This window comes from Candidatus Enterococcus avicola (genome assembly GCF_047470845.1).
Taxonomy (GTDB): Bacteria; Bacillota; Bacilli; order Lactobacillales; family Enterococcaceae; genus Enterococcus_D; species Enterococcus_D casseliflavus.
This window is the reverse complement of sequence record NZ_JBLGTY010000016.1, coordinates 1-25,723: the sequence shown is the minus strand read 5'-3', so window position 1 is coordinate 25,723 and position 25,723 is coordinate 1. Positions and strand designations below refer to the sequence as shown.

Annotated in this window: 23 protein-coding genes and 1 riboswitch; of the genes, 1 reads left to right on the top strand and 22 read right to left on the bottom strand. The window is 46.3% G+C overall.

Translation table 11 applies throughout. The features are described from left to right. Nucleotides 1-7: 7 nt before the first annotated feature. From gor to ACI3E5_RS12720, 18 genes are all read right to left on the bottom strand, one after another. Nucleotides 8-1,354 carry a glutathione-disulfide reductase gene (gor, locus tag ACI3E5_RS12805; RefSeq protein WP_156236935.1) on the bottom strand — a complete coding sequence of 449 codons (1,347 nt, stop codon included), beginning with the start codon at nt 1,352-1,354 and terminating at the stop codon, nt 8-10. A gap of 93 nt (nt 1,355-1,447) precedes the next feature. Then, entirely contained in the window at nt 1,448-2,689 is a 1,242-nt protein-coding gene (locus ACI3E5_RS12800) for a peptidase U32 family protein (RefSeq protein ID WP_008381725.1), read from the bottom strand. Between the two features lie 13 nt (nt 2,690-2,702). Then, on the bottom strand, nt 2,703-3,623 hold the full coding sequence (locus ACI3E5_RS12795; RefSeq protein ID WP_252704836.1) for a peptidase U32 family protein: 921 nt from the start codon (nt 3,621-3,623) through the stop codon (nt 2,703-2,705). 269 nt (nt 3,624-3,892) lie between these two features. Beyond that, the gene (locus ACI3E5_RS12790) at nt 3,893-6,373 is read right to left on the bottom strand and encodes an ATP-dependent Clp protease ATP-binding subunit (RefSeq protein WP_010748867.1); all 2,481 of its coding nucleotides are present in this window, start codon (nt 6,371-6,373) and stop codon (nt 3,893-3,895) included. Between the two features lie 5 nt (nt 6,374-6,378). After that, complete coding sequence (locus tag ACI3E5_RS12785) at nt 6,379-6,846, bottom strand: CtsR family transcriptional regulator (RefSeq protein ID WP_005230319.1); 468 nt, start codon at nt 6,844-6,846, stop codon at nt 6,379-6,381. 225 nt (nt 6,847-7,071) lie between these two features. Then, on the bottom strand, nt 7,072-9,069 hold the full coding sequence (pknB, locus tag ACI3E5_RS12780; protein WP_015510615.1) for a Stk1 family PASTA domain-containing Ser/Thr kinase: 1,998 nt from the start codon (nt 9,067-9,069) through the stop codon (nt 7,072-7,074). Then, nucleotides 9,066-9,806, bottom strand: a complete 741-nt coding sequence (locus ACI3E5_RS12775) for a Stp1/IreP family PP2C-type Ser/Thr phosphatase (RefSeq protein WP_005230317.1) — start codon at nt 9,804-9,806, stop codon at nt 9,066-9,068. Before ACI3E5_RS12775 ends, pknB begins: the two co-directional genes overlap by 4 nt. A gap of 14 nt (nt 9,807-9,820) precedes the next feature. Next, on the bottom strand, nt 9,821-11,179 hold the full coding sequence (gene rsmB, locus ACI3E5_RS12770) for a 16S rRNA (cytosine(967)-C(5))-methyltransferase RsmB (protein WP_015510616.1): 1,359 nt from the start codon (nt 11,177-11,179) through the stop codon (nt 9,821-9,823). Beyond that, nucleotides 11,169-12,122: a methionyl-tRNA formyltransferase gene (fmt, locus tag ACI3E5_RS12765; protein ID WP_325845120.1), complete on the bottom strand. Its 954-nt coding sequence runs from the start codon at nt 12,120-12,122 to the stop codon at nt 11,169-11,171. Before fmt ends, rsmB begins: the two co-directional genes overlap by 11 nt. After that, nucleotides 12,115-12,606, bottom strand: a complete 492-nt coding sequence (gene def / locus ACI3E5_RS12760; protein ID WP_005230314.1) for a peptide deformylase — start codon at nt 12,604-12,606, stop codon at nt 12,115-12,117. Before def ends, fmt begins: the two co-directional genes overlap by 8 nt. Nucleotides 12,607-12,616: 10 nt before the next feature. Further along, entirely contained in the window at nt 12,617-15,019 is a 2,403-nt protein-coding gene (gene priA / locus ACI3E5_RS12755; protein WP_252704753.1) for a primosomal protein N', read from the bottom strand. A 128-nt stretch (nt 15,020-15,147) separates the two neighbouring features. Then, complete coding sequence (rpoZ, locus tag ACI3E5_RS12750; protein ID WP_005232977.1) at nt 15,148-15,453, bottom strand: DNA-directed RNA polymerase subunit omega; 306 nt, start codon at nt 15,451-15,453, stop codon at nt 15,148-15,150. Nucleotides 15,454-15,458: 5 nt separating this feature from the next. Further along, the gene (gmk, locus tag ACI3E5_RS12745; protein WP_498855873.1) at nt 15,459-16,073 is read right to left on the bottom strand and encodes a guanylate kinase; all 615 of its coding nucleotides are present in this window, start codon (nt 16,071-16,073) and stop codon (nt 15,459-15,461) included. A 124-nt stretch (nt 16,074-16,197) separates the two neighbouring features. Next, nucleotides 16,198-16,479, bottom strand: a complete 282-nt coding sequence (locus ACI3E5_RS12740; protein ID WP_005230307.1) for a hypothetical protein — start codon at nt 16,477-16,479, stop codon at nt 16,198-16,200. Between the two features lie 13 nt (nt 16,480-16,492). Continuing rightward, nucleotides 16,493-17,377, bottom strand: coding sequence for a YicC/YloC family endoribonuclease (locus ACI3E5_RS12735; protein ID WP_252704754.1), 885 nt, complete (start codon nt 17,375-17,377; stop codon nt 16,493-16,495). 27 nt (nt 17,378-17,404) lie between these two features. After that, nucleotides 17,405-17,620, bottom strand: coding sequence for a YdbC family protein (locus ACI3E5_RS12730; protein ID WP_005230288.1), 216 nt, complete (start codon nt 17,618-17,620; stop codon nt 17,405-17,407). Further along, nucleotides 17,613-19,277, bottom strand: coding sequence for a patatin-like phospholipase family protein (locus tag ACI3E5_RS12725; RefSeq protein WP_252704755.1), 1,665 nt, complete (start codon nt 19,275-19,277; stop codon nt 17,613-17,615). The genes ACI3E5_RS12730 and ACI3E5_RS12725 overlap by 8 nt, the downstream gene beginning before the upstream one ends. A gap of 75 nt (nt 19,278-19,352) precedes the next feature. After that, nucleotides 19,353-20,069, bottom strand: a complete 717-nt coding sequence (locus ACI3E5_RS12720; protein WP_325845122.1) for a class A sortase — start codon at nt 20,067-20,069, stop codon at nt 19,353-19,355. Between the two features lie 231 nt (nt 20,070-20,300). Here ACI3E5_RS12720 and ACI3E5_RS12715 point away from each other — a divergent pair, with 231 nt between their 5' ends. Continuing rightward, nucleotides 20,301-21,089 carry a hypothetical protein gene (locus ACI3E5_RS12715; RefSeq protein WP_005230281.1) on the top strand — a complete coding sequence of 263 codons (789 nt, stop codon included), beginning with the start codon at nt 20,301-20,303 and terminating at the stop codon, nt 21,087-21,089. Between the two features lie 55 nt (nt 21,090-21,144). Here the strand turns inward: ACI3E5_RS12715 and thiT are convergent, their stop codons facing one another. From thiT to purR, 4 genes are all read right to left on the bottom strand, one after another. Then, nucleotides 21,145-21,717, bottom strand: a complete 573-nt coding sequence (gene thiT / locus ACI3E5_RS12710; protein ID WP_081117080.1) for an energy-coupled thiamine transporter ThiT — start codon at nt 21,715-21,717, stop codon at nt 21,145-21,147. A gap of 52 nt (nt 21,718-21,769) precedes the next feature. Next, nucleotides 21,770-21,871, bottom strand: a riboswitch (TPP riboswitch). A gap of 181 nt (nt 21,872-22,052) precedes the next feature. Further along, nucleotides 22,053-23,027 carry a ribose-phosphate diphosphokinase gene (locus ACI3E5_RS12705; protein ID WP_005230276.1) on the bottom strand — a complete coding sequence of 325 codons (975 nt, stop codon included), beginning with the start codon at nt 23,025-23,027 and terminating at the stop codon, nt 22,053-22,055. 115 nt (nt 23,028-23,142) lie between these two features. After that, nucleotides 23,143-24,516, bottom strand: coding sequence for a bifunctional UDP-N-acetylglucosamine diphosphorylase/glucosamine-1-phosphate N-acetyltransferase GlmU (gene glmU, locus ACI3E5_RS12700; protein WP_086295788.1), 1,374 nt, complete (start codon nt 24,514-24,516; stop codon nt 23,143-23,145). A 179-nt stretch (nt 24,517-24,695) separates the two neighbouring features. Continuing rightward, nucleotides 24,696-25,520 carry a pur operon repressor gene (purR, locus tag ACI3E5_RS12695; RefSeq protein ID WP_005230273.1) on the bottom strand — a complete coding sequence of 275 codons (825 nt, stop codon included), beginning with the start codon at nt 25,518-25,520 and terminating at the stop codon, nt 24,696-24,698. Nucleotides 25,521-25,723: the final 203 nt, after the last annotated feature.

Sequence of the window (25,723 nt, the reverse complement as noted above, 5' to 3'; positions counted from 1 at the left end):
TTACTAGTTAACGCATCGTCACAAATTCTTCTGACCCCGTCGGATGAATGGCAACGGTTTGATCAAAGTCTGCTTTTGTAGCACCCATTTTGATGGCTACAGCGAAGCCTTGCAGCATTTCATCGACACCGATCCCGATGCCGTGCAGACCGATGATTTTTTCTTCTTTTCCTAAGCACACCAATTTCATCTCACATTTTTGGCGATACTCATTTAAAGCAAAGTACATCGGTGTAAAGCGCGAGCGATACACCTTTATCTGCTCTTGGCCGTATTTTGCCAAGGCTGCTTCTTCGGATAAACCAATCGTGGCAATCGGTGGATGAGTAAAGATGACCGTCGGCACTAAGTGATAATCCAAGTACGCATCGCTTTGACCGTTGAACAAGCGTTCAGACAAGCGTCGACCGGCGGCGATCGCAACCGGGGTCAAATCCAATTTTCCGATGACATCGCCCACCGCAAAAATCGAGTCAGCTGTGGTATTTTGATATTTGTCCACAATGATAAACCCTTTTTCATCCAATTGGACATCGGTGTTTTCCAGACCTAACTTATCCGTATTCGGCACGCGACCACCAGCAAAAAGGACGCAATCGCCGGTCAAGGTTTCGCCATTTTCAAAGTGAACGAGATACTCGTCACCTTCTTTAATGATACGAGAGGCCACGTAGCCTGCATAAGTTTCGATTCCTGATTCTTGATACATCTCCACGAGATTATCCGCAAGCATCTTGTCAAAGGTTCGTAATGGTCGCTCTTTGCGGTACGCCCAAGCCACTTGGCTGCCCAGCTGTTGGCTGACACCGCTGATTTCGGCTGCGATGTAGCCTGCCCCTAAGACGACCATACGCTTTGGTGCTTCTCGCAACGCAAAAAAACCATTCGAGTCAATGGCGTACTCACCGCCGGGAATATTCATCGCGCTAGGTTTTCCACCGGTGGCAATCAAAATGTTTGCTGCATGGTAGTTTTCCCCATTGACGGTAACCGTGTGGTTATCCACAAACTGTGCATAACCGTGGATAACTTCTATATTGTTACTGTCTAAGCCTTTTTGATAGGCTGTGTGTAAAAAATCAATGTATTTTTCACGGTTATCCACAAGCTCAGTAAAATTAAATTTATCCACATGTGGATAAATGCCGTAGCTAGTTGCGTCCCGCTTGATCATTTCTAACATCTCACTAGCTTGCCACATGACTTTTTTCGGTACACAACCGACATTGACACAGGTGCCGCCTAATTCATTGCCTTCGATCAATAATACTTTGGCGCCGTGCATCCCTGCCCGATTGGCTGAGGCGATTCCGCCGCTGCCGCCACCAATTACTATGTAGTCGTATGTTTCCATATTTGTTGTTTCCTCCTTAAGATTGTCTATGTTCTCATCGATCCTTTTTGGCTGGATTGATTCAACAAAAAAAGCCGAGAGAAACTCTCGACCTTATTTTTTCTTCCGAATCATGTCTCCGACTTCCACCGGTTCTTTGACCGGCATCGTCAACAGCATCATAGGATTTGGTGCACGATCGATGGATTCACCGTCTTCATTATACATGACTTCGACGGTTTGGTGAAAGTGATGGAATCCGGGACCGTAAAATTCGATTTCATCGCCAACGGAAAAGTGGTTCCGTTGCCGAATCGTAGCTGTTTTTGTTGCCGGATCATACGCCATGACTTCCCCAATAAATTTGTATTGCGGAATTTTCCGACGCGGACCAAACAACTGCTCATTTTCACTTGGGGTATCGTAGTAAAAGCCTGACGCAAGCTCTCGCTGCGCAACTTTCCACAGTTCATCGATCCATTCTTGTTTGCAGACATAGTTCTCTGGATCGGCCATGTAACTGTCCACGGCTGCTTTATAAACGTTCGCCACGGTTGAAACATAGTGGATCGATTTCATGCGGCCTTCGATTTTGAAACTATCCACGCCGTTTTCAATCAAATCCGGGATATGTTCGATCATCGACATATCCACAGCACTCATGGAAAACTCTTCTTCCACTGTCCCGTTTTTAGTCAAACTGTTTCGTTCCGTTGCAAAGGGCATGTCAAACAGATCATATTTCCAGCGGCAAGATTGCGAACAGCCGCCGCGATTGGCGTCTCGCATCGACATATGATTGGACAAAGTACAACGGCCAGAATAAGAAATACACATGGCGCCATGAATAAAGGCTTCGATCTCCACGCTAGTATTTTTGCGGATCTCAGCGACTTCCTCCATCGACACTTCTCGGGCGAGAACGACCCGTTCTAGGCCTTCTTCCCGCCAAAATTCCAATGTTTCATAGTTTGTGGCACTGGCTTGGGTGGACAAATGGATCGGTAGACCTGGCGCTTCTGTTGCGCAGATCTGGATCAAAGCGGGATCAGAAACGATCACTGCCGAAATACCGACATCTCGCAATTCCCGAAAGAATTCCCCTGCACCTTCTTGATTGCCCTCGTGGGTCACCATGTTGGCTGCTACATAGACTTTTGCGTTGTGGGCTTTGGCAAAAGCCACCCCTTCCGCCATTTCTTCATAGGTAAAGTTTCCCGCGCGACTCCGTAGACCATAGGCATTGCCGCCGATATAGACAGCGTCAGCGCCATAGTGGATCGCTGTTTTTAATTTTTCTAACGTACCAGCTGGTGCTAACACTTCTGGTCGTTTCAATGCTTGTTTAACGGTCATTTGTTCTTGCTCCTTACTTGATATCGTCAGGATCGATGGCATAAAATCCAGTGTCCAACCCACGTTCTGCTGGATGAAGTTGGGCAACTTGTTCACTGAGCACAGTTGCTTGCTCTGCTTGCCACTTCCCACTTTCCACAAGGCTCTTGGCTTGGGCAAACAGCTTAGCAATTGCCACAAAGGCAGCCCCTCGTGTATAGATTCCGTCCAGCTTCCAGGTTTGAAAGCCTGTTGCGGCTAATTCCCCCAGCTGCAGCATCAGATTGATGTCGTTATTGGCAAAAATGTGCGTGCCGTGGCTATCTTCATAAATGGAATAGTGAGTTTCTTCTTTTTTCGGTTCAGATAAAAACAACCCACGGTCGTGGTTCTTTTCTTCCGATTGTTGGGTATAGTTATAATAATTTTGTAAAAGCGGACGCTTCGATTGGTGAATGCAGGTCGCACCATAAACCAATACTTCCACAGGAATATTTAGTTGTGGTGCCATGATTTTTATTTCCTCGAAAGGAACTTCTCGCGCTAAAACGGCTGCCTTTGCTCCTTTTTGTCCCCAAAAATTGATTTGACGAGCGCTCGTTACTAAGGTTTCCCCTGCATAAATAAATGGCACGGCACATTCTGGATTTTGCTTCATGCGGTAAATGATCCCAGGATCTCCGAGAGCGATTTGATCGGCTTGATTGGTCTTCAGAAATGCTAGGTATTCTGGAATCCGCTTCATTTTTTCTGGATGCATGATGCCATTGACTGCGATCGTCACTTTCTTTCCAGCTTCGTGGGCCATGTCGATCAGTCTGATTTGCTCTTCACGAGAAAAAGAGGCCGGTAGGCGCAGCCCGAATGTCTCTTCTCCAAAAAACAATGTATCAACATAAGGGATGAGCTGCTGTGCTTGCTCGATCGATTCCACCGTGGCGATAATCTCAACCATAATACTCCTCCTTTTTTCAACTCATTCATAGTATCACACAGCAGGATTCTTTCCAAGAGGTCTCGTTACTCTTTTTTTCACGAATAGCGCTTTTTCCGTTAATCAACCGTTGTCATAAAGCTATTTAGAAGGATATTTTTTTGTGAATCATCAATCATAATTAATAGAGATCACTTGATCACTACTAGACATAGCAAGACAAAAAAGCGACGTTTCTATGGATGCCGATTGCTCGACCATAGAAACGCCGCTGCCGTTATTGGCTCGACTTACACTTGTTGCAAGACCCGTGCTTGTCCCTCTTTGACATTGAGGGTGATCGATCCTTTGGAAGCACCAATCGTCACTTTGTCACCTAAATGAATTTGTCCTGATAGGAGCGCTTCACTTAAACGGTCTTCGACTTCTTTTTGCAATGCTCGACGAATTGGCCGTGCCCCATATTCTGGATCAAAACCAGCTTTACCGATCACATCGATGGCAGATGGCGTGATCTTCAATTGGATGTCTTGGTTGCTTAACCGTTTGATGATCGCTTTGCTCATAATCTTCACGATTTCGTGGATCTCCCCTTCACCTAAGGATTGGAAGACCACTGTTTCATCCACACGGTTCAAGAATTCTGGACGGAAGGCTTTTTTCAGCTCTTCTAAGATCCGTTTTTGCATCGCTTGGTGATCTTTCGTTAAATCAGTGACATTGAATCCAACGCTTTTTTCTTCGCGGATTTGTTGGGCACCGATATTAGAAGTCATGATCAAAATCGTGTTGCGGAAATCGACCTTCCGACCTTTGGCATCCGTCAAATGTCCATCATCTAGCACTTGCAAGAGGATATTGAAGACATCGGGATGGGCTTTTTCCACCTCGTCCAATAAGATGACGGAGTAAGGTTTTGAACGGATTTTTTCCGTCAATTGCCCACCTTCGTCATAGCCGACATAGCCTGGTGGTGAACCAATCAAACGGCTCGTGCTGTATTTTTCCATAAATTCGGACATATCGACACGAACCAAGGCATCTTCACTACCAAACATCGCTTCTGCTAAGGCTTTGGCAAGCTCGGTTTTCCCGACACCGGTCGGGCCTAAGAACATGAAGGAACCAATTGGGCGGTTGGGGTCTTTCAACCCACTGCGGGCGCGGCGGATCGAACGAGCGACTGCTTTGACCGCTTCTTCTTGGCCAACTACCCGTTGATGCAAGATCTTTTCAAGATCCAACAAGCGTTCGCTTTCTTTTTTCTCCATCTGTTGCAAAGGTACACCAGTCCATTGAGAAACGACCGTAGCAACATCTTCTGCAGTAACACTATCGGCATAGCCTGATGCTTCTTTGACTTCCATAAACGCCACTTCCGTCAATTGTTGGGTCAATTTCTTTTCCTTGATCCGCAGACGAGCTGCTGCTTCAAAATCTTGCTGGCGAATGGCTGCTTCTTTTTCTTCGATCAAGTTAGCGATCTCGTTTTGTAGATCTGCCAATTCCGAACTTTCATCGGTTTTGTCTAGACGCACTTTGGCTGCTGATTCATCCATCAAATCGATGGCTTTATCTGGTAATTGGCGCGAATTGATGTAACGTACGGACAATTGCACAGCGGCGTGTAACGCATCATCAGAAATTTCCACCCCATGATGTTCTTCATAACGAGGACGCAAGCCCCGCAAAATTTCTTCCGCTTCTTCTGGTGTTGGTTCGTCGACTTGCACTCGGGCAAAACGGCGTTCTAACGCAGAATCTTTTTCAATGTATTTTTGATACTCATCTAATGTCGTGGCACCGATGGTTTGCAATTCTCCACGGGCTAAGGCTGGTTTCAGAATATTCGAGGCATCAATCGCCCCTTCGGCTCCGCCGGCCCCAATCAGTGTATGCAATTCATCAATGAATAAGATGATTTGACCATCTTGATAGATCTCATCGATGATTTTTTTCATTCGGTCCTCAAATTCTCCACGGTATTTCGTTCCAGCAACTAAAGCCCCCATGTCCAGCATCATCAAACGTTTGTTTTGCATGTCTTCTGGGACTTCCCCATTGATGATTTTTTGGGCTAAGCCTTCGGCGATCGCGGTTTTCCCAACACCAGGTTCCCCAACGAGAACAGGGTTGTTTTTGGTCCGACGGCTAAGGATCTGGATCAGCCGTTTGACTTCTTTGGCACGACCGACAACAGGATCTAGCCGTTTTTCACGAGCTAATTTGGTCAAATCACGGGCTAAGGAATCCAAAGTCGGTGTTCCTTGCTGCGCTTTGGCTTGGGCTGGACGACGACGACCAGCACTTCCGTTGGTTTTGCTTTCATTGAAGCCCATTTTTTTCTTCAAAAGCTGACGCATTTTCGCGAGACTCAAGCCGAGATTCAGCATGATTCGTGAAGCTAAAATGTCTTCGTCTCTTAATAAGCCTAATAATAGATGTTCGGTACCGATCTGTGGTGCCCCTAAACGCTTGGCTTCATCCCCTGCATAAGCAAATGTATGTTTTGCTCGTGGTGAATACGCGAGATAGGCGTTTTCTGGGTATTGACGAACGGTGCCGTACCCTGTTAAATGTTCGATTTCTTCACGAATATCGTTTTCTGTGATATTCATTTCCCGTAACGTTTTGCCAGCGATCCCGTTTTGTTCAATGACCAGTGCCAATAGAATATGTTCAGAACCTACCGCTTGGTGCTTAAAGTATTTTGCTTCTTCTTGGGCGATAGCCAAAACGGCTTTCGCGCGTTGGGTGAATAATTCATCCATCTCTTTCACTTCCTGTCTTCGTAACTTAATCGTTCTAGAATTGCATGGAGCAAATCAGCTCGTGTTCTATTTTCATAAGGAGAACGTCCTAGAACTGCTTTCGCGATGACGGTCAACAATAAATTGCCTTCTCGCTTGGACAGGATTCCTTCCTCATAAAGTTTCTGGATTATTGCATACGCATCTTTTTCCGAGATGGTTTCATCGAATAGTTGATTCATTTCTTTTAAATAGTGGTGGCTGTCAGTAATTTTGACTTTCTCGATCCGAATATAGCCGCCCCCGCCGCGTTTACTTTCAACCGCATAGCCTCTTTGAACGGTAAAGCGGGTATTGATCACGTAATTTATTTGTGAGGGCACGCAGTTGAACAAATTTGCCATTTCTGCGCGACGAATCTCAATGGTTTCACTGTCTTCAAGAATTTTCTTCAAATATGCTTCAATCAAATCGGAAGTGTTGTGATGGCTCAATTCATTCCCTCCCTTGACTAATTCTGACCTTCATTATACCCAATTTTTGAATCCTTGGAAAGATGTACGCTTGCACAAAAGGAAGGTCTAAAGGAAATTTTAAAGACGCTTATCCCTCGCTTCAGCTTTTTTAGCTACAAAAAGAAACAAGCAGCTCGTCGGGGAACAAAAAGAGAATTCTTTGGTCCCCGAAGGCTGCTTGTTCTTCTAACATAAACGTTCGTCTTATTGCGTACTTTCTGAACTACTTTCACTCGTTGACGAGCTGCTGCTTGAGGAGGATGAGCTGCTTGACGAAGAAGAATCCTGTGGTCGAGGACCTCTGGAAACCGTCACGGTAACAGAACTTCCTACTGCTACAGAGGTACCTGCTCCGGGCGTAACGCGCACTACTTCTCCAGCAGGCACAGAGTCGTTATAATCAGATTCTTGTTCTATCGTATACTGCAATCCTGCTTCATTCAAATCTGCTTCTGCATCGGCTTGGCTTTTGCCAACGATTCTTGGTACATTGACCATCTCTTGCCCGCTGCTGACAGTTAATGTAATGATGGTTCTGGAAGTCACAACGGACTCGCCACTCGCTGGTGCTTGACCAATGATCGTACCTTCCGGTTGGCTGCTGGATTCGTAAGTGACATTGATTTGTGAAAGGCTTACCCCGCGAGAAGTCAATGCTGCTCGTGCATCTGCCTCTGTCATGCCATAATAGTTGTCCATTGCGAAGCTATCCGGTCCGGAACTGACCTTAAAGGTGATTTCGTCTTCTGCTGGGGAAACTTCTCGCCCAGCGGCTGGTGATTGACTGATAATATCTCCTTCGTCGACATCATCTGACGACTCTAACTCTTCTTTGATTCTGTCTTCATCAAAGCCTAAATCGATCAATTCTTTTTTGACATCATCGAAGGAACGACCTTCATAATCATCAAGAGTGATTTTCTTGGTTCCGCTGCTGATATAAAGAGTCACGACGGAATTCTTTTTGACTTCATTGCCTTCTGGCGGATCGGTCTTGACGACATTGCCTGCTTCGACTTCATCGTCTTCGATTTCTTCTACCTCGTCTGCCACTTGCAAACCAGCAGCTTCCAGCTCGGCACGGGCAGCTGCTTCTGTCTGACCACTGACTTCAGGAATTGCCACATCTCCCCGACCACCGCCGAATAGGAAGTAACTGCCTATGCCTAGCAGTGCGATCACCATAATGATAGGCAGCAGCAGCCATCGTTTGCGTTTTTTCTTTTTCGGCTGCGCTGGTTCTTCAGCTTGATCCGCAACCTTATCTTCTACGGGTTCTTCTACTGGCGGCGTTTCGACTTGGGCTGCTTCCACAGGAGTCAGCACTCTCGTTTCATCCATCAGGGCATGAGGTTCCCATCTCGGTTCATTGAGTCGGTCAGGAGACAACACGGTATCAAGGTCCGCTCGCATTTCATCGGCAGTTTTGTACCGATCCGCCGGTTCTTTGGCGGTCGCCTTCAATACGACGTTTTCCAGCGATTGCGGAACATTTTTGTCATAGATCCGAATCGAAGGGATCTCATCTTGGAAATGTTTCAAGGCGATCGTTACGGCTGATTCGCCATCAAAGGGTACTTTGCCCGTTAAAATTTCATAGAGAATGATTCCAATCGCATAAATATCTGATTGGTTGGTGGCCATACTGCCTCGTGCTTGTTCTGGTGAAAGATAATGCACCGAGCCTAGCATCGAGTTGGTTTGGGTGATTGATGTTTCTGATAAGGCGATCGCGATCCCAAAATCGGTGATTTTCACCACGCCGTCTTCATTGATCAGCACATTCTGAGGCTTTAGGTCCCGGTGAATGATGCGGTGCTGATGGGCCAATGCCACCGCTGATAAAATTTGTTGGATGATATCAACGATCTGCAAATAAGGTACGGGATAGTGCGTTTGGATATAGCGCTTGAGATCCATCCCTTTGACATATTCCATCACCAAAAACTGCATGCCGTCTTCTTCGCCGACATCATAAACGGTTACGATGTTTGGATGAACCAGCTCAGTCGCCGCCAAGGCTTCTCGTTGAAAGCGCCGAATCGCACTTTGGTCGTTTTGGAAGTCAAAACGAAGCACTTTGATTGCCACTTCACGGTCTAAGATCAAGTCATGCGCCAAAAACACATTTGCCATTCCGCCGCTGCCGATATTGCCGATGATTTTGTATCGGCCGTTTATCTTCTTCCCAATTTCGATCATGGGCGCTCTCCTCCAACTTTAATCAATAATACCGTGATATTGTCGACACCGCCGCGTTCGTTGGCTTGATCGATCAATGATTGCACTGCTTCTTCCAGCACAGGGGTTTCTTGGATCGTTGCTGTGATCTCTTCATCTGAGACCATGTTGGTCAATCCGTCTGAACACAGCAGCAAATAATCCCCGTCTGCAATAAAGTGGATCGCCACATCGACTTCGACTTCGCTTGGCATACCGATCGAGCGGGTCAAAACGTTTTTGCGAGGATGATTCAAGGCCATTTCTGCCGTGATTTGTCCCGACTTCACCAATTCATTGACCAGTGAATGGTCCTCTGTGATTTGAGTCAGCACTTGATTGCGTAAAAGATAGGCACGGCTGTCCCCGACATTGGCGATCGTAAACTGGTCGCCTAATAAGGCCACAGCAATGATCGTGGTGCCCATGCCGCTAAGTTCTTCTTGTTCTTGTCCTTTTTGGAAAATCACTTGGCTTTCCGCTTGGATTTTTTGGATCAGCCATTGGGCAGTTTTTTCACTGTCTGTCAGCTCTGTCTGTTCCCAAGCGGTGCCGATCTCACTGACTGCTTGACGGCTAGCGACATCTCCGGCCCGGTGGCCCCCCATGCCATCGGCAAGCAAGGCCAATGTCACATTGGCTTTATTTACATAGGTTGCTGCAAAATCTTGGTTTGTGTTGCGACGTTTGCCGACATCTGTTTGAAAACGAATCTCCAATTTCTTTCACCTCGTTACTTTTTGCGTAGACAACTGATAAAAAAGCCATCTGTCATAAAATCTTGCGGATAGATCGTCAACATATCCTCTTGAACCGCTTCGGCTGCCAGCGGTCCTACCGCAAGAGGCATTTGCTCAAATTCAGGATGGTCAGCGAGAAACGCTGCCACGACTTGTTGATTTTCTTCCGCTAGAATCGTGCATGTGCTGTAGACCATTATACCCGATTTTTTCAAGGTTGGGGCGGCACTTTCCAAAATCTCTCGCTGAATCTGCGGCAAGCGTTGGAAATCGGCTTCCGTCTTGCTGTATTTGATGTCCGGCTTACGGCGCATCAATCCTAATCCAGAACAAGGGGCATCCACTAAGATGCGATCAAATTGTTCGGGTGCAAAGGTTTGAGCCGTCTCCCGCGCATCCATCACGCGGGTCTCCACAACTGCTTCGACGCCTAACCGCTGGGCATTTTGCTGAATCAGCTTAACCTTATGGGCATGGATATCCAATGCTGTCACTTTGCCGCCCTCTGCGGCAGACAAGAAGGCAGCGATATGGGTCGTTTTGCCTCCTGGTGCTGCGCAGGCATCCAGTACTTGATGGTCTCGGGCTACTTGTAAAACGGGGGCAACCAGCATCGAACTTTCATCTTGGATCGTCAGTAAACCTTCTTTGTAGAGAGACGAGCCCGCCATAAAGCCTTTGTCAGCCACAACCCCATAGGGGGAAAGCTCACTTGGTCGTGCGTCGATGCCTTCTTCTTGCAGCCGTTCGATCGCTGCTGCTTGCGAGATGCGCTGCAGATCGATACGACCGCTGGCATGATTGGGTTCAAATAGGGCATAGCCCAGCTCACTGGTTTCTTCGATCCCAATTTGTTTGACTAGTTTCTTCGTTAGCCACAGGGGCAAACTGATTTCCGTTGCTAAACGTTCCATTGGGTCTTTGATCAATGCCAAGTCTGGCACTCCTTGTCGTTGGATCGTGCGCAGGACGCCATTGACGAATTTTCCAGTTCCCGGATTGCCTTTGGCTTTCGCAATATCCACGGCTTCATGAATGATGGCATGGGCGGGTACTTTATCGAGATACAGCATCTGATACAAGGAAAGCCGCAGCAGCGTTTTGACCCACGGGTCGACTTTGCGGGCATTTTTAATAAACCGATCCAAATAATAATCCAATAAAAGCTGACGACTGATGGTGCCGTACACCAATTCAGTCAGTAAGCGACCGTCTTTGTCATTTAAACGCCCTTGATTCATCAATTCCCGCAGCAGTAGATTGGAATAAGCACCGCCTTTTTCGATTCGCAACAACGCTTCTAGTGCCACAAAGCGCACTGTATATTGTATGTCTCCAAGATTACGCTTCATAGGTACCTACCTGATCCCCTTTTTGAATCTGTTGTCCACTGCCGTTTAAGAATGCGGCAATGTCTTGTCGGCCTTTTCCAGCTGGCTGCAATTCATCGATAGCCAATACCGTGCCTTCCCCACAAGCGATCAGCAACGTTTTTTTCGTCCGTTCAATGATCGTTCCTGGCTGGGCTGTCGTCGTTTGCTCCAGCGGTGTTACTTGCCAAAGTTTCCAGCGGTTGCCATTTTGTGTCGTAAAGGCGATCGGCCATGGTCGCATGCCTCGGACTTGGGCATCGATTTGCACCGCCGTTTTCTGCCAGTCGATGGCTTCTTGTTCACGGCTGATATTTGGTGAAAAGGTGACTTTTGCTTCTTCTTGCGGGACAGGCTGCAGCTCTCCTGACAAGATTTTCGGCACAGTTTCCAGCAGCAAGTCTTTGCCTAATAGGCTCAACTTATCAAACATCGTCCCCACATCATCTTGGGCAGTGATCGGCAAACGAGCTTGAGCAAAAATACCGCCAGCATCCATTTTTTTGATCATTTCCATGATGGTTACACCCGTTTCTTGCTCACCTTCCATGATGGCATAATGCACAGGTGCTCCGCCACGGTATTTCGGCAGTAGGGACGCATGAACGTTGATAGCGCCATGCTTTGGTACTTCTAGTAACGCACTAGGTAAAAATTGGCCGAAAGCTGCCGTGATCAGCAGGTCAGGTGCTAAAGCTTGAATCTGCTCCATTTCTGGTGACCCACTGATTTTTTCTGGTTGTAAAACCAACAAGCCATGCTTCATCGCCGCTTCTTTAACGGGGGTCGGAGTGATGGTTTTTTTGCGACCGACGGGACGATCCGGCTGGGTCACGACTGCTACCACTTCATAGCCAGCTTCAAGCAAGCCTTCTAAAATTGGGACGGAAAACGCCGGGGTACCCATAAAGACGATTTTAGTCATTTTCATGTTCCTCCATATACTTTTCTAAGTCTTCTTCAGGAATGCGTTCGACGAGCTTGTCGACAAACAGCACGCCATTTAAATGATCGATCTCATGCTGCATCGCACGCGCCAAGTAGCCGAATGCTTCCACTTCCATTTCCTCTCCTTCTCGGTCGAAATAGCGGACAGTGATCTCGTCTGCTCGTTTGACGGTCCCAAAGGTGTGGGGAATACTCAAGCAGCCTTCCACATCAAGGGATTCACCAGAAGAAGCGATGATCTCAGGGTTGATCATTTCAAAGCGGTCGTCTTCTTCGACTTCCACGATCGCCACTTGCAGGTTTTTGCCGACTTGCGGTGCGGCAATACCGATCCCATCGTGGGCGACCATCGTTTCATAAAGGTCGTCTAGTAGCTGAACGAGCTCATCGGTAATTACTTTGACGGGTTTTGCTTGCCGACGAAGACGTTCATCGGGGGTGATAATAATAGGATAACGCATATTTTCTCCTCTAAATAAAATTCAACGGCTCTTGGTCAATCGACACGTACAATCCTTTGCGCTGATCGATTTGACTTTGATCCAACAGACGGGTCAACAAAGCAGGTAGCTGCGGTTCATTTTTGTATTTAATGATCAATTGGTAGTAATAACGGTTTTTCACCCGCAAAATCGCACTGGGTGCCGGCCCCAACAAAATACTTTGTGGTGACAGCTCCTGCTGCAGATCCCGCGCGATCGCAAACATCTTCTGAGCTGCGACTTGCTCTTCGGGATGACTGCAGGTGATTTTGACGGTGAAATAATACGGTGGATAGCCGCTTTGGTGCCGCATCCACATCTCTTTTTGATAGAAATCTTCGTAATCTTGCGACTGCGCCAATTGGATAGCGTAGTGCTCAGGGTTGAATGTTTGAATCACCACTTCGCCGTTTTTTTCTGCCCGACCTGCCCGACCACTGACCTGAGTCAACAGCTGGAACGTCCGTTCACTCGAACGAAAATCTGGCAAATTCAAGGCGGTATCGGCATTCAAGACCCCTACCAGTGTGATATCAGGGAAATCCAAGCCTTTGGCGATCATTTGAGTCCCTAACAAAATATCCGCTTTTTTCTCCCCAAACAAGGTCAAGATTTTTTCGTGGGCGCCTTTTTTGCGGGTGGTATCGACATCCATCCGTAAGACCCGCGCTTCGGGAAACAGTTCTTTCAACTCTTCTTCCACTTTTTGCGTGCCCGTTCCGTAATACCGAATCTTGTCTGCATTGCAGTTGGGGCAACGATGGGGGATGTGTTCTTCATGTCCGCAATAATGACAGCGCATCGTTTTGGTATCCATATGCAGCGTCAAGGAGATGTCGCAATTTGGGCAAGGCAAAACATACCCACAATCGCGGCACATCACGAAGGAAGAGTAGCCGCGCCGATTCAGCAGCAAGACGATCTGTTCTTTGCGGGCCAAGCGGTCTGTGATTTTTTCCTGTAACGGACGAGAAAAGGTTTGATACTTTTTATTGGCAAATTCGGTACGCATATCCACGACTTCGATCTGCGGTAATTGCGCACTGGTTTTTGCCCGCTGATTCAATTTCAATAAGCGGTAGACTTCTTTTTGCGCCCGGGCACGAGATTCCAATGACGGCGTCGCACTGCCTAACACCACTGGACAGTGATGGTACTGGCTGCGCCAAATCGCTAAATCTCTCGCATGGTAACGAGGGGCTTCATCTTGCTTGTAGGAGGCTTCGTGCTCCTCATCGACGATGATGACCCCGATGTTTTTCAACGGAGCAAAAATCGCCGAGCGGGCGCCAACCACCACCTGCGCCTCCCCACGTTCGATCTTACGCCATTCATCGTATTTTTCACCTTGGGACAAGCCGCTGTGTAAAACAGCCACTGCGTCGCCGAGACGGCTTTTAAAGCGTTCGACCATTTGCGGGGTCAATGCGATCTCTGGCACGAGCATGATCGCGGTTTTGCCTTGTTTCAGCAATTGGGCGATCGCTTGCAGATAGACTTCTGTTTTTCCACTGCCGGTGATTCCTTCCAGTAAAAAAGTCTGTGCCTCTTGGTTATCCGCACAAGCAGTGATTTGCGCTACTGCAGCTGCCTGTTCTTCATTTAATTCAAGCGGGACCGTTTTTTGAAATTGACGGTCTTTGTAAGGATCACGGTAGGCTTCAACTTCCGTAAAGGTCAGCCAACCAGCTTCTTGCGCTTGGTTCAAAGCCGCGGTGGAAATCCCTTGTTCGGTAAAAAAGGAAACCGGCAAGCGGGCTTCCTCTGTCAAAATCTGTAAGATTTCCAGCTTGCGTTTGGCTCCTTTGCGCAGCTGTTGCTGGACGGCGGGGATTTCTGCTGGATCGATCTTGCGTTCAATGTAACGGGTCATTTTCGCTTTGTTTTTATTTTTCACGAGATACTGCAATTCAACTACTGCGGCTTCCCGCAAAGGCTTCAACTGCGGCAACAGCCCTGCACTTTCGGCGTCTTGCCAGCTGAGGATGCCGTTTTCGGGAAAATATTCTTTGATGGGATGATTTCCTTCCAGCAAAACGATCTGCTTTTGGTACTCGGCTTTCATCACACTAGGCAGCATCGTCTGCAAGCAAGTGATCTTAAAGGCAAAGGTCGTTTCCTTCATGTAGTCGGCTAATTGGAGAAGTTCTTCATTGACGACAGGCGACAAATCCAACAAACGAACGATTGGTTTTAAGGTCTGCTGCGGTTCGGCAACTTCTGAAAGGCCGACGACGAACCCTTGGATATGGCGGTCGCCCTTGCCAAATGGCACTTCGACCCGCATCCCTGTCTCAATGGCGGCTTGTAATTCTGATGGGATCAGATAGGTAAAAGGCTGATCGGTCTGCATCGTGGGAACATCCACGATCACTTCTGCTATGTACGCCATTTCTTCTCCTCCTTTTAGGTTCTATTTTACTAAATGGGTGGGGGTTTGTCTGTACCCCTTACAAAAATTTAACCATCATCATTCAAAAGAAAAAGCCAGAACACAGTCGTGCTCTAGCTTGCTTTTGTCTATAGCTTTTGTTCGTCGCGGATACGCGCTTCTAATTCTTTTTGTTCTTGGTCTTTTTGCGCTTTGCGCTCTTCTTGTTCCATTTTCAAGCGGGCACGCTTGATTTCTGGATGCGGATCATTAACGACTAATTCCGCTTCGATTTCTTCAAGTGCTTGACCCACGCTTTTCACTGAATCAAAGTTTTCTAGTGTTGCTTGCGCACCGGCATCAAGTTCATGCGCCCGTTTGCTTGCTAAGATCACTAATGAATATTTTGAATTGACACGATCCAACAAAGAATCGATTGAAGGTTTTAACATCATATTTCTTACAGCTCCTCTAACATTTTGATATAGGTTCCGATCACTCGGTCAACGCGAAAATGTTCACTCGAAATAATTTCGCGAATTCGTTGGACTGCCTTAGGTACTTCATCATTGACAACGGCATAATCATATAAAGCCATCATTTCGATTTCTTCACGGGCGACACGCATCCGTTCATCGATCACTTCGGCAGAGTCGGTTCCTCTTCCTGTAATACGAGAGCGTAATTCTGCCAGATCAGGTGGCGTCAGAAAAATAAACACACCATCGGGAACTTTGTCTTTTACTTGTTTTGCCCCTTGCACTTCGATCTCTAAAAACACATCTTTTCCTTGATCCAGTGTCTGTTGGACATAAGATAATGGGGTTCCATAATAATTGCCGACATATTCGGCGTATTCCAGCATTTCACCGGCTTCGATCAAGGCTTCAAATTCTTCACGCGTGCGGAAATAGTAATCGACCCCTTCCACTTCCCCCTCGCGTTTTTGACGAGTGGTCATTGAAACGGAATATTGAAAATCGTTGTCGTTACTCTCAAAAATTGCTTTGCGCACGGTCCCTTTCCCTACTCCGGAAGGTCCTGATAAAACTATAAGTAATCCTCGCTCTGACATAATGACGTCCTTTCACTGACATTTGCTTAACGTCTATTTTGCACTTTTTTTCAGCAACTTTCAAGAACTACTTTATTATAATGGGAATTTCATGAAATTGCTAGTCTACACTTCGGCCGCTTTCTTAAAAGCCCATGTTGCTTAAGGTATTGATGACCCCTGCCAATTCGTCTTTAGCGGTGATCGCTTTTTCAGTAGGATCCGTCACTTCTTGGCAATCGATACGTACGATGTACCGACGATTTAAAGAAACAGCTACGCCATCAACTAATAGATGGAGAAAATCTGGCTCGATGGCTACGCAAGCATCTTCCCACGCAGAGAAATTCTCTTTGTCAGAAGGAATACTGCGCTTAATGACATTTTTTCCGCTTAGTTCGTGAAAGGTGATATCGTAATATTTCATTGGTTCATTCCTCCTACTCGATGTTTTGAACTTGTTCTCTGATTTTTTCAATGATCGTCTTCATTTGGACGACACTGTTTTTGATTTGGATCGGACTTGATTTTGAGCCAATCGTATTGACTTCTCGGTTCATCTCTTGGATCAAGAAATCCAGCTCTCGACCTATCGGTGTCTCAGCTGCCAGCAGCTCCGTCATCGTCGTTAAATGGATACTTAAACGATCCAGTTCTTCGTGGATATCGCCGCGTTCTAATAAAATCGCCAACTCTGTCAGTAAACGATCGCGATCGACTTCTTCCCCTAAATAAGCAGTCAGTTTCTTTTCAAAGCGTTCTTGGTAGTCCGCCTCATAGAGGGCCACGAATTGTTTGAGTTCTGTCAGCTTTTCCTGCAGCTGTCGCTGGTTTTCTTGCAAGATCTGCAGAATACCTTGCCCTTCCACCCAGCGGCTTTGATCGATCGCTGCCAGCGCTTGATCTAATGCTTCCATCACGCCATCGGCCAAGGTGCTTTCTTCTGGCTCTTGATCCGAGATCGTTAGAAAGGCCTCATGGAGCAGGAATTGTTCTAGCAATGCTGCTTTTGGCAGCTCTGCTAGGTCAAAACGGTCTTTGGCTTCGGTATCGATCTCCTGCATGAAACGTTCCAGCAAGTCCCATTGGATCTCGATCTGTTTCGTATTTGTGGTTTTTTCTTTTAACGTCACATACAATTCGATTCGTCCTCGCTGGATGGTCTGCTTGATCGACTGCCGTAAAGCACCTTCTAGAGGATTCAATTGTTTGGGCATTCGCAGCTGCAGGTCCAAAAAGCGCTGATTGACACTTTTGATCTCAATTTCGATCTGCACATCTGGCGTTTCTGCACTGCCTTTGCCAAAACCAGTCATACTTTTCATTTGATCACTCCTCACCGTTTTGCTTTCTTACATGGAAAGCAGGGCTTTTTTAAGTTCTGCAAATTCTTCATTGGATAAGGTCACGCCTTTGCCCATCTTCTCGTGCTCTGGGCCCCAATCTCTCAGATCAAATTTTGGCGGACGCCCATTCCAGCTCACCAAATTCAATTCTTTGCGCCAGCCTCTTTGATTTTCCGAAAGCACGGCGATCTCTTCAACGATTTCATACGAAAATTTATCCATTTTCTGCTCCTTTCAAAAGATAGTGACTATACGCTGCCATTAAAGCAGTCAGCGGGTAACGCCGACGAATCTGCTGAAGGGCGGGCAGATTCAATTGCTGCGTCCGATAAAAAAAGAAAAAGCGGTTTTGCTCGGACAAGACAAAAAAACGGTCGCGATAATAGCTCAGCCACTCGGTGATCGACCAGGCATCGGCTTCTTCCACTGCCTTTAGCGCAATTTTTTCAGCTAAAGCCGTTAGCATCGTTTCCTGCTCATAAATCACTGTAGGCGCTAGATACAATACTTTCGCGGTACACTCTATCAGTATACGCCCCCACTGCTCAAATGGCACATCCTGTTGATAGAATTTACGCATTTTTTTCCAAAATTCTTTTTTCTTTAGTTCCTGATAAAGCAGCGGGTCTGTCTGGCGCAGCTCTTTCAAAAAGCCCCGCCATAACGGCTGAAAATCAACCGTCGTTTCAAAGGTATACCAATGGCCTTGGTATTTGCCGAACACTTTCAAGGTTTCCAAATAGCCTAAGGTCATATTATCCAGCGAACGCTGGGCATCAAAAACCAAAAAGCTGCCTAAGGACCAAGGAGACCCCAACGAAAGCTGCGCAGTTTCTTCCGTCACAACCGTCCTTTTATTGATGCCAGGTCCTTGGACATCCACGGTGATACATTCCGTTGCCCCTTGCTGGACAGCGACATCGATGGGCAGGTTGTTGCGATAGCCGCCATCGATGTAATAAGCGTCGTTAATTTTTTGTGCCTGCATCGCTGGATAAAATGAAGCGGATGCCAACAACCAATGCAGATTTTCCTCTACTGCGGATGGATCAAAGGCATAAACCGTCTCCTTGAAATCGGGCAGACGAGTCGTACAGATCAGCAAACGACAAGCGGTTTGGCTGAATTTTTCTTGATCAAAGGTCTTTTGCAAAAGCTTTGCCAACGGTTCGGTACTGGCACCGTTGCTTTTGACCGCTTCGCGGACCAGCGAATTGGCTTGATTCATCAAATCTCGCAGTGTTTGGGCACGTACCGAAGCAAGCGGATAGTGCAATACTTGCTCGTTAGAGATATTTGCCCATAAATCGACGGCCGCTTCCACATCGTTCATTAAAATCAAGGCGCCATTCAAGGCACCGACGGAAGTTCCCGTGATCCATTCAAAGGTGATGCCCCGTTCTTGCAGCGCTTGCCAAACACCGATTTGATACGCCCCGTGAGCACCGCCACCGCCTAAAACCAGCGCCGTCTGATAAGCTAGCGCTTTTTGATACCCTTGAGGGACCACCTGATACCTTTGCTGGATAAACCACTCAGCCAAGGGGGTTCGATGAGGAAGCTGCCACAAGACAGCTGCTACAAAACGACTGCGGGCAAAGCTTTCTGTCACGGCTAGCAGTTGTTTCCAAGTAAAATCGGCGGCTGCTTCCACCAGCAGATTGGTGATAGTGAGTGTCTTTTGGTCAAAATCAAACTGCCCAGCAAGGTAAAAACGTCCGTAACGGCTGTCGATCTGCCAGCCCCGCTGCGCTATATCGGCTAGAAAGGCTCGTCGCGCTTTTGAATGCGACTCAAAAAAGGAAAAGACGAGTTGGCTTTCTTGAAACCCTGCCCTTTGCGCAAGAAAATCGATCGAAGTCAGTTTTTTCACTTTCATCAAGACACCTCCTTAAGCAAAAAAGAATAGACGAATGACACGCCAGCTGCCGTACCACTCGAGCTATTCTTTTGATTAAAATGTTCGTTGTGCCATGTTGAATGCCGCCAGCATCTCATCCGTTGCTTCGTCGACAGGCGTTACAGATTCCAGATCACCTTGGATCACACGACGGGTGACACCGCCCATTTCGCCACAGGTGATCAGCGTGATCATTTTACGGCCTTCCACTTCGTCAAGCAAATAGACATCGGTCGGGTCGACCCGCACAGAAGAAGTCGCGGTATACGTGTAAATATTTTCCAGATCGGTCACATAGATAGCCGCCCCGATGGCGACATCATCCAAGGGCGTAAACAAAAGCTCTGGCGATTGAGCGCGATGGCTGGCTAGTGCGTAATTGCCTTCCCCCATTTTTTGGGTGGGACTTAACGTACCAGCGCCATACAGCAAGGCCTCGTTGGCCAAGCCTTTAAAAATCGGCAGATTGATCCCCACACTAGGAATCGCCACGCCGCCGATCACTGGCAAGGCTTTGTTGCTCAGCTGCGCCCGTAAGACTGCTTCTGAACTTGCCGGCTCCACGGCATCAAAATCAAAGGTCGCTTCCGCTCCCATATTTTTTTCCACATCACTGCGATCAATGGTGCCGACTGCGTATGCTTCACCTGTTTGTTTAATAAAATAATTTTTGATTTGATTATTAAAAATCAATGCTAAACCAATCAATAACAGCAAAAGCAAAAAGAGATTGCTCAGCCAATTTGAAAGTCTGCGTTTCTTTTTTCTCATAGGTTTTCGTCTCCATTAGTTTCTTCTTTTATCATACCAAAATCCTCATAAAGACGCCAATTTTGGCCAGTTTTTTTACGAAAAGACAAGATTTGCCTTTTTTTGTCGAAAAAGGGAACTTAAAAATTGTTTTTTCTGTTATTTTGTAATATAACTTTAAACGAAAAGATACAAGCAATTTTCAGCGCTTTGTTGTAGAATGAACTTAGTATATAGGAGGGATCGATCGGCATGTCTAACACGATTTACGTACATATTGATACAACCAGCAATGCCGTCTTGACCCGCGGGCTTGCCCCCCAAGATTTTAACAAGAGCATCGTCCATCAGCCCAAGAATTTGCTCTTGCTTGATCCTTCCAGTGATTTCGGCGAATTCGACGGTCATACGGGCTTAAAAGTGATACGCGGAATGGAAGACGTCCAACTGTTTTTTCAGCAGATCAACAAAGGTCGTGTTGCCGAAGAAATGAAGTGGATCGATTTTAATGATTACGAGATGGTCAAAGAATTGACGCCTTTAGAGATCTCCGAGTTGTTATATTTTGGCCACATGAAGACACACCTCCACTCCCCTTTCTTTTACAAACTGCAAAATAACTTTGTTTTCTTTGACTTAAAAGATGCACGTTCCCGCGTTTATTATCGCTATTTAGATGAATATTATCGGATCTTGGCGGATCGGATCACCCGCATCGTCTTAGAAAAAATCAATGATCGCCTCTCCTTTTTTAAAAAAGCAACACCGGTGGAAAAGCTCGATTTTAATTTGCTGAAAGAATTGCGGGGAATCATGCAAGAAGGCATCGTCTTTTGTCTGACACAAGAACAATTGATCGACAGAACCTATACAATCCCGATCTATCTGTCAGAAGATGCTGGCTTAAAAAACACGCTGGTCAATCAAAAAGAGCTGGATCAAATCGCTGTTTTACGCTATTCAGCCAGCAAAAAAAGCTGGTCGTTGGAAATCGACCAAGAAGATCTAGCGTTTGGCTTTATCGACAAAAAAATGTCTTGATGCTTCTCTTTCTCAAAGAGCATCAAGACATTTTTTGATGGTTCCATTTCTAAAACTAAGCTTTCGGGACAAATAATTTCGGGGCTGCCTTGACTAAGAGACCTAGGACGACCCCTACATAAACGATATTGATAATGACCGATGTCCCATTGAAGATCAAGGAATACAGATACGGACTTTGTCCTTTCGGTGCGTACATTCCCCAGACAAAGACCCCAGCCCAATAATGCCAAAACCAACGGCTGATCACCGCCACGATGCCCCCTAAGACGACATACCACGTAACGGTTTTGCTGTTTTGACGGATCGCTTGCTGGATTTTATTAGCAAACAAGCCGCCCATCCCGCCAAAAGCAAAGGCAAAGGGGTATTCAAAGATGATCTGTGGAACGGTGATAAAGTTACGCATGGCGCTACCAATCAAGATATTCAGCAAGCCCCACATAAATCCAGCTGTCATTCCCGGCAGCACCCCACGACGATACGAATACAAGACCAAGGGCACGAGACCTAGAGACAAGTCGATACTGGAATTGGCTGTCTGGATCGGGATATACGACAAGACGACCCCAATTGCAGCGATCATCGTTCCTTCCGTCCAGACCTGCAGCGACATTTTTCGTTTCAAAAAAAACTCCTCCTTTAGAATCATCACAATTCACAAAGGAGAAGTGTTGGACACTTCAACTCGTCACAATTCCTACGTTCGCATGATCGAAACAGGTACGAAGGGTTTAGAGTACTCTCATTCTCAGCCTTTGCAGACTCCCCTTTGTGATTAGATTCTATTTTATTTTTTGCTTGCATTTCGCAAGTCACTTTCAAGAATACCATAAATTGGTGAAAAGAAACATGACTGCGATCGTTTTTTCTAAAAACATCCTGAAACTCCTCAGAAAAAAACAGCCAATGAGGGGCTAAAGACCGACCATTGGCTGTTGTTCTCATGCTTATGAGACACGATTAAATTGATAATTTTGATTCAAACAGTGGACTGACTGGTTTGTTCTCATGGATTCGTTTGATCGCTTCGCCCATCAAGGCACCGACACTGATCTCATCGATTTTTTTCGACTTGCGGTCTTCTGGCAAGTGAATCGAATCTGTCACAACTAGATGCTCAATGGCAGAATCTTCGATCCGTTCCAAGGCAGGTCCTGACAAGACAGGGTGGGTACATGAGGCGTACACACTTTTAGCACCTGCTTGTTTCAACGCATTCGCAGCCAATGTGATGGTACCAGCAGTATCGATCATATCGTCGATCAAGACACAAGTTTTGCCTTCAACATGACCAATGATATTCATGACTTCTGCTACGTTGGCTTTCGGACGACGTTTGTCGATGATCGCGATTGGTGACTTAAGAAACTCAGCTAATTTACGGGCACGAGTCACGCCCCCGTGGTCTGGTGAAACGACGACGACGTCATCGCCTTGAATGCCTCTTTCCAAGAAGTAGTTGGCGATCAATGGTGCACCCATCAAGTGGTCAACTGGGATATCAAAGAACCCTTGAATCTGTGAGGCATGCAAATCCAGTGTAACCATGCGGTTCGCACCGGCTTTTTCGATCATGTTTGCTACAAGTTTTGCGGTGATTGGTTCTCTTGATCGCGCTTTGCGGTCTTGTCTTGCATAACCATAATAAGGCATTACTACATTGATCGTCTTCGCACTGGCGCGCTTCAAAGCATCGATCATGATCAGCAATTCCATTAAGTTATCGTTTACAGGGCTGCTGGTTGATTGAATCACGTAGACGTGGGCACCACGAATACTTTCTTCAATATTCACTTGGATTTCACCATCGCTAAATTGTTTGACTGAACACTTACCTAATTCAACACCTACTGCAGCTGCGATTTTTTCCGCCAAAGGACGATTTGAGTTCAGAGAAAAAATCTTCAATCTTGGATCAAAATAATGATTTGACATGAGAACCTCCACTTTCTTTGCGTTCATCTAGAAAAAAATGACTCCTTTTACTAGAATCTTCTTCCTAATAAATAGTAGTCATTTTTCCTTAAGAAATCAAGTCATTTCGCTATTTCTAATTTAGATAAGGCAACTTTTTCGCGTAATCCGCTTTATTTTCCTGACGGGCGCGGGCAATCGCCATACTGTGTTTAGGAATATCTTTGGTGATCGTTGAGCCAGCAGCGATCATCGTTTCCTCTTCAATGGTCAATGGTGCAACTAGATTGGAGCCAGAGCCGATAAAGCAATTGTCGCCGACAGTCGTTTTGAATTTGCTCTTGCCGTCATAATTAACAAAGACTACGCCGCAACCGACATTGATGTTTTTGCCTAAGGTCGCATCGCCAACATAAGACAAGTGTCCGACTTTGGTGCCTTCACCAATCGTCGCATTTTTGACCTCCACAAAGTTCCCGATATGGGCATGGGCCAAAATTTCCGCATTAGGACGAAGATGGGCATTGGGACCGACATCGGCGCCATCATGGATGATGCTCTCCTCGATCGTCGATGCCTTGATCGTCACTTGATTGCCGATCTTGCTGTCTTCTATTTCAGAAGCTGCCGTAATAACACAGTCTTCCCCGATCGTCGTCTTCCCTTTGATGGTGACACCGGCTTCGATCAGAGTATCTGAGCCGATCACAACACCTTCGTCGATATAAGTCGTTGCCGGATCGATCAAGGTCACGCCATTTTGCATGTGCTGACGATTGATCCGCTGACGCATCAAGCGATTGGCTTCGGCTAAGGCGATGCGATCATTGACTCCTAATGATTCATGAAAATCTTCGGTTTGATAAGCAGCGATGATTTTGCCGTCTTCCTTTAAGATCTCGATGATATCAGTCAAGTAGTACTCCCCTTGGGCATTGTCCGTATCTAATTTTGCCAAGGCGTCAAATAACAATTCATTGTCGAAGCAATACGTCCCTGTATTGATTTCTTGGATCAGCGCTTCTTCGATCGACGCATCTTTTTGCTCAACGATTTTCTCCACGATACCGACACGATCCCGCACGATTCGGCCATAGCCTGTTGGGTCTGCCGCTTGCGCCGTTAAGATCGTCGCCGACGCATTTTTCCCTTGGTGGTAATCGAACAAGTTATTCAAGGTTTCCGTCGTCAATAACGGTGTATCCCCACTGATCACTAAGGTCGTCCCTTTTTTGCCTTTTAAAAATGATTCGGCTTGAACAACAGCATGGCCAGTACCCAATTGTTCGGCTTGTAAGGCATAGTTGGTGCGATCCCCCAGTTGCTCTTTGACCATTTCTGCCCCGTGACCGACGATCGTCACGATCTCTTCAGGATTGGTTTCCACCACTCGATTCATGATGTGCTCCACCATTGGTTTGCCACAAACAGGATGTAACACTTTATATAACTTCGATTTCATGCGCGTGCCTTTTCCAGCCGCTAAAATTATTGCAAAACGTGCGTCCACGTATTCCACTCCTATCAATCTGAACGATTTTTGTTCATTGAATTTCCTATAAACAGTTTAGCCCAAGTACTTGTAAATTTCAACGATTTAAGGAATTCCCACCTAGACCAATCAAAAAAAAGACTGGCGGCCGCCGTTTAAAAAACAGCTGCTTGCGCCAGTCTAAGAGCCACAAAAAATCAGGCTTTTTTCTCAAAGTAATTTCCCGGTACTACCGAGATCGTTTTGGTCTGGGTATCGACATCTTCAACATACAGCAGAGAACTGTAATCGCTGATGGCCCGCTTGCCTTTGAATTTCGTTTCGGCAAAAACCGTAATACCGACTAATTCGGCTTCAAATTCTTCAATCAAGCTCTTCATCCCATTGACCGTGCCGCCGCCTTTCATAAAGTCATCGACCACCAATACTCTAGAGCCGCGCTTTAAGCTGCGTTTGGATAATTCCATTTTTTCGATGCGCTCTGAAGAACCAGAGACATAATTGACACTCACGGTCGAGCCTTCAGTGATCTTGGAATCACGACGCACGATCACGAAGGGAACATTCAAGTAGTAAGAGACTGCTTGAGCGATCGGCACTCCTTTAGTAGCAACGGTCATCACCGCATCGATTTGTTCGCCTAAATATTTGGAAGCGATGATGCGGCCGACTTGGCGCAGCAATTCCGGTTCGCCTAATAAGTCAGATAGATAAACATAGCCGCCAGGCAACAAACGGTCTTGCTCAGACAAGCGTTCTGCCAGCCCTTCGACGTACGCATACGCTTCTTCTTCAGAAATTTCAGGCACAAAAAAAACACCGCCAGCAGCGCCTGGCACGGTATCAAGAATGCCTGTTCCTCGTTCTTTAAAGGTCTTTTTGATAATAGATAAATCTTCGCTAATCGATGATTTTGCAGAGGCATATCGTTTAGAAAAGAAGGACAATGAAATCAATTCATGGGGATGATTCAACAAGTAATGTGTCATATCGATCAGTCGTTCACTTCGACGTATTTTCACACCGGACAACTCCTTTAGTTTATTCGCCTTATTATAAGGCTTTTTCGGGATAAATGCGAGCATTATCTAAAATATTGCTTATATTGTTCGGTTTTGATTAGAGTTTAAAAAAAAGAAACGAAAATTCTGGCTCTATAATTTATGGGACTGATGAATCAGAATTGATTCTTCAGCCCCATTTTCATTTTAGGTATTAAAAAACA

Bases quoted from the DNA above. Each gene is read 5' to 3' on its own strand.
- gor (WP_156236935.1), bottom strand. From the start codon at position 1,354: ATGGAAACATACGACTACATAGTAATTGGTGGCGGCAGCGGCGGAATC.
- ACI3E5_RS12800 (WP_008381725.1), bottom strand. From the start codon at position 2,689: ATGACCGTTAAACAAGCATTGAAACGACCAGAAGTGTTAGCACCAGCT.
- ACI3E5_RS12795 (WP_252704836.1), bottom strand. From the start codon at position 3,623: ATGGTTGAGATTATCGCCACGGTGGAATCGATCGAGCAAGCACAGCAG.
- ACI3E5_RS12790 (WP_010748867.1), bottom strand. From the start codon at position 6,373: ATGGATGAATTATTCACCCAACGCGCGAAAGCCGTTTTGGCTATCGCC.
- pknB (WP_015510615.1), bottom strand. From the start codon at position 9,069: ATGATCGAAATTGGGAAGAAGATAAACGGCCGATACAAAATCATCGGC.
- rsmB (WP_015510616.1), bottom strand. From the start codon at position 11,179: ATGAAGCGTAATCTTGGAGACATACAATATACAGTGCGCTTTGTGGCA.
- fmt (WP_325845120.1), bottom strand. From the start codon at position 12,122: ATGACTAAAATCGTCTTTATGGGTACCCCGGCGTTTTCCGTCCCAATT.
- def (WP_005230314.1), bottom strand. From the start codon at position 12,606: ATGCGTTATCCTATTATTATCACCCCCGATGAACGTCTTCGTCGGCAA.
- priA (WP_252704753.1), bottom strand. From the start codon at position 15,019: ATGGCGTACATAGCAGAAGTGATCGTGGATGTTCCCACGATGCAGACC.
- rpoZ (WP_005232977.1), bottom strand. From the start codon at position 15,453: ATGATGTTAAAACCTTCAATCGATTCTTTGTTGGATCGTGTCAATTCA.
- gmk (WP_498855873.1), bottom strand. From the start codon at position 16,073: ATGTCAGAGCGAGGATTACTTATAGTTTTATCAGGACCTTCCGGAGTA.
- ACI3E5_RS12740 (WP_005230307.1), bottom strand. From the start codon at position 16,479: ATGAAATATTACGATATCACCTTTCACGAACTAAGCGGAAAAAATGTC.
- ACI3E5_RS12735 (WP_252704754.1), bottom strand. From the start codon at position 17,377: ATGAAAAGTATGACTGGTTTTGGCAAAGGCAGTGCAGAAACGCCAGAT.
- ACI3E5_RS12730 (WP_005230288.1), bottom strand. From the start codon at position 17,620: ATGGATAAATTTTCGTATGAAATCGTTGAAGAGATCGCCGTGCTTTCG.
- ACI3E5_RS12725 (WP_252704755.1), bottom strand. From the start codon at position 19,277: ATGAAAGTGAAAAAACTGACTTCGATCGATTTTCTTGCGCAAAGGGCA.
- ACI3E5_RS12720 (WP_325845122.1), bottom strand. From the start codon at position 20,069: ATGAGAAAAAAGAAACGCAGACTTTCAAATTGGCTGAGCAATCTCTTT.
- ACI3E5_RS12715 (WP_005230281.1), top strand. From the start codon at position 20,301: ATGTCTAACACGATTTACGTACATATTGATACAACCAGCAATGCCGTC.
- ACI3E5_RS12705 (WP_005230276.1), bottom strand. From the start codon at position 23,027: ATGTCAAATCATTATTTTGATCCAAGATTGAAGATTTTTTCTCTGAAC.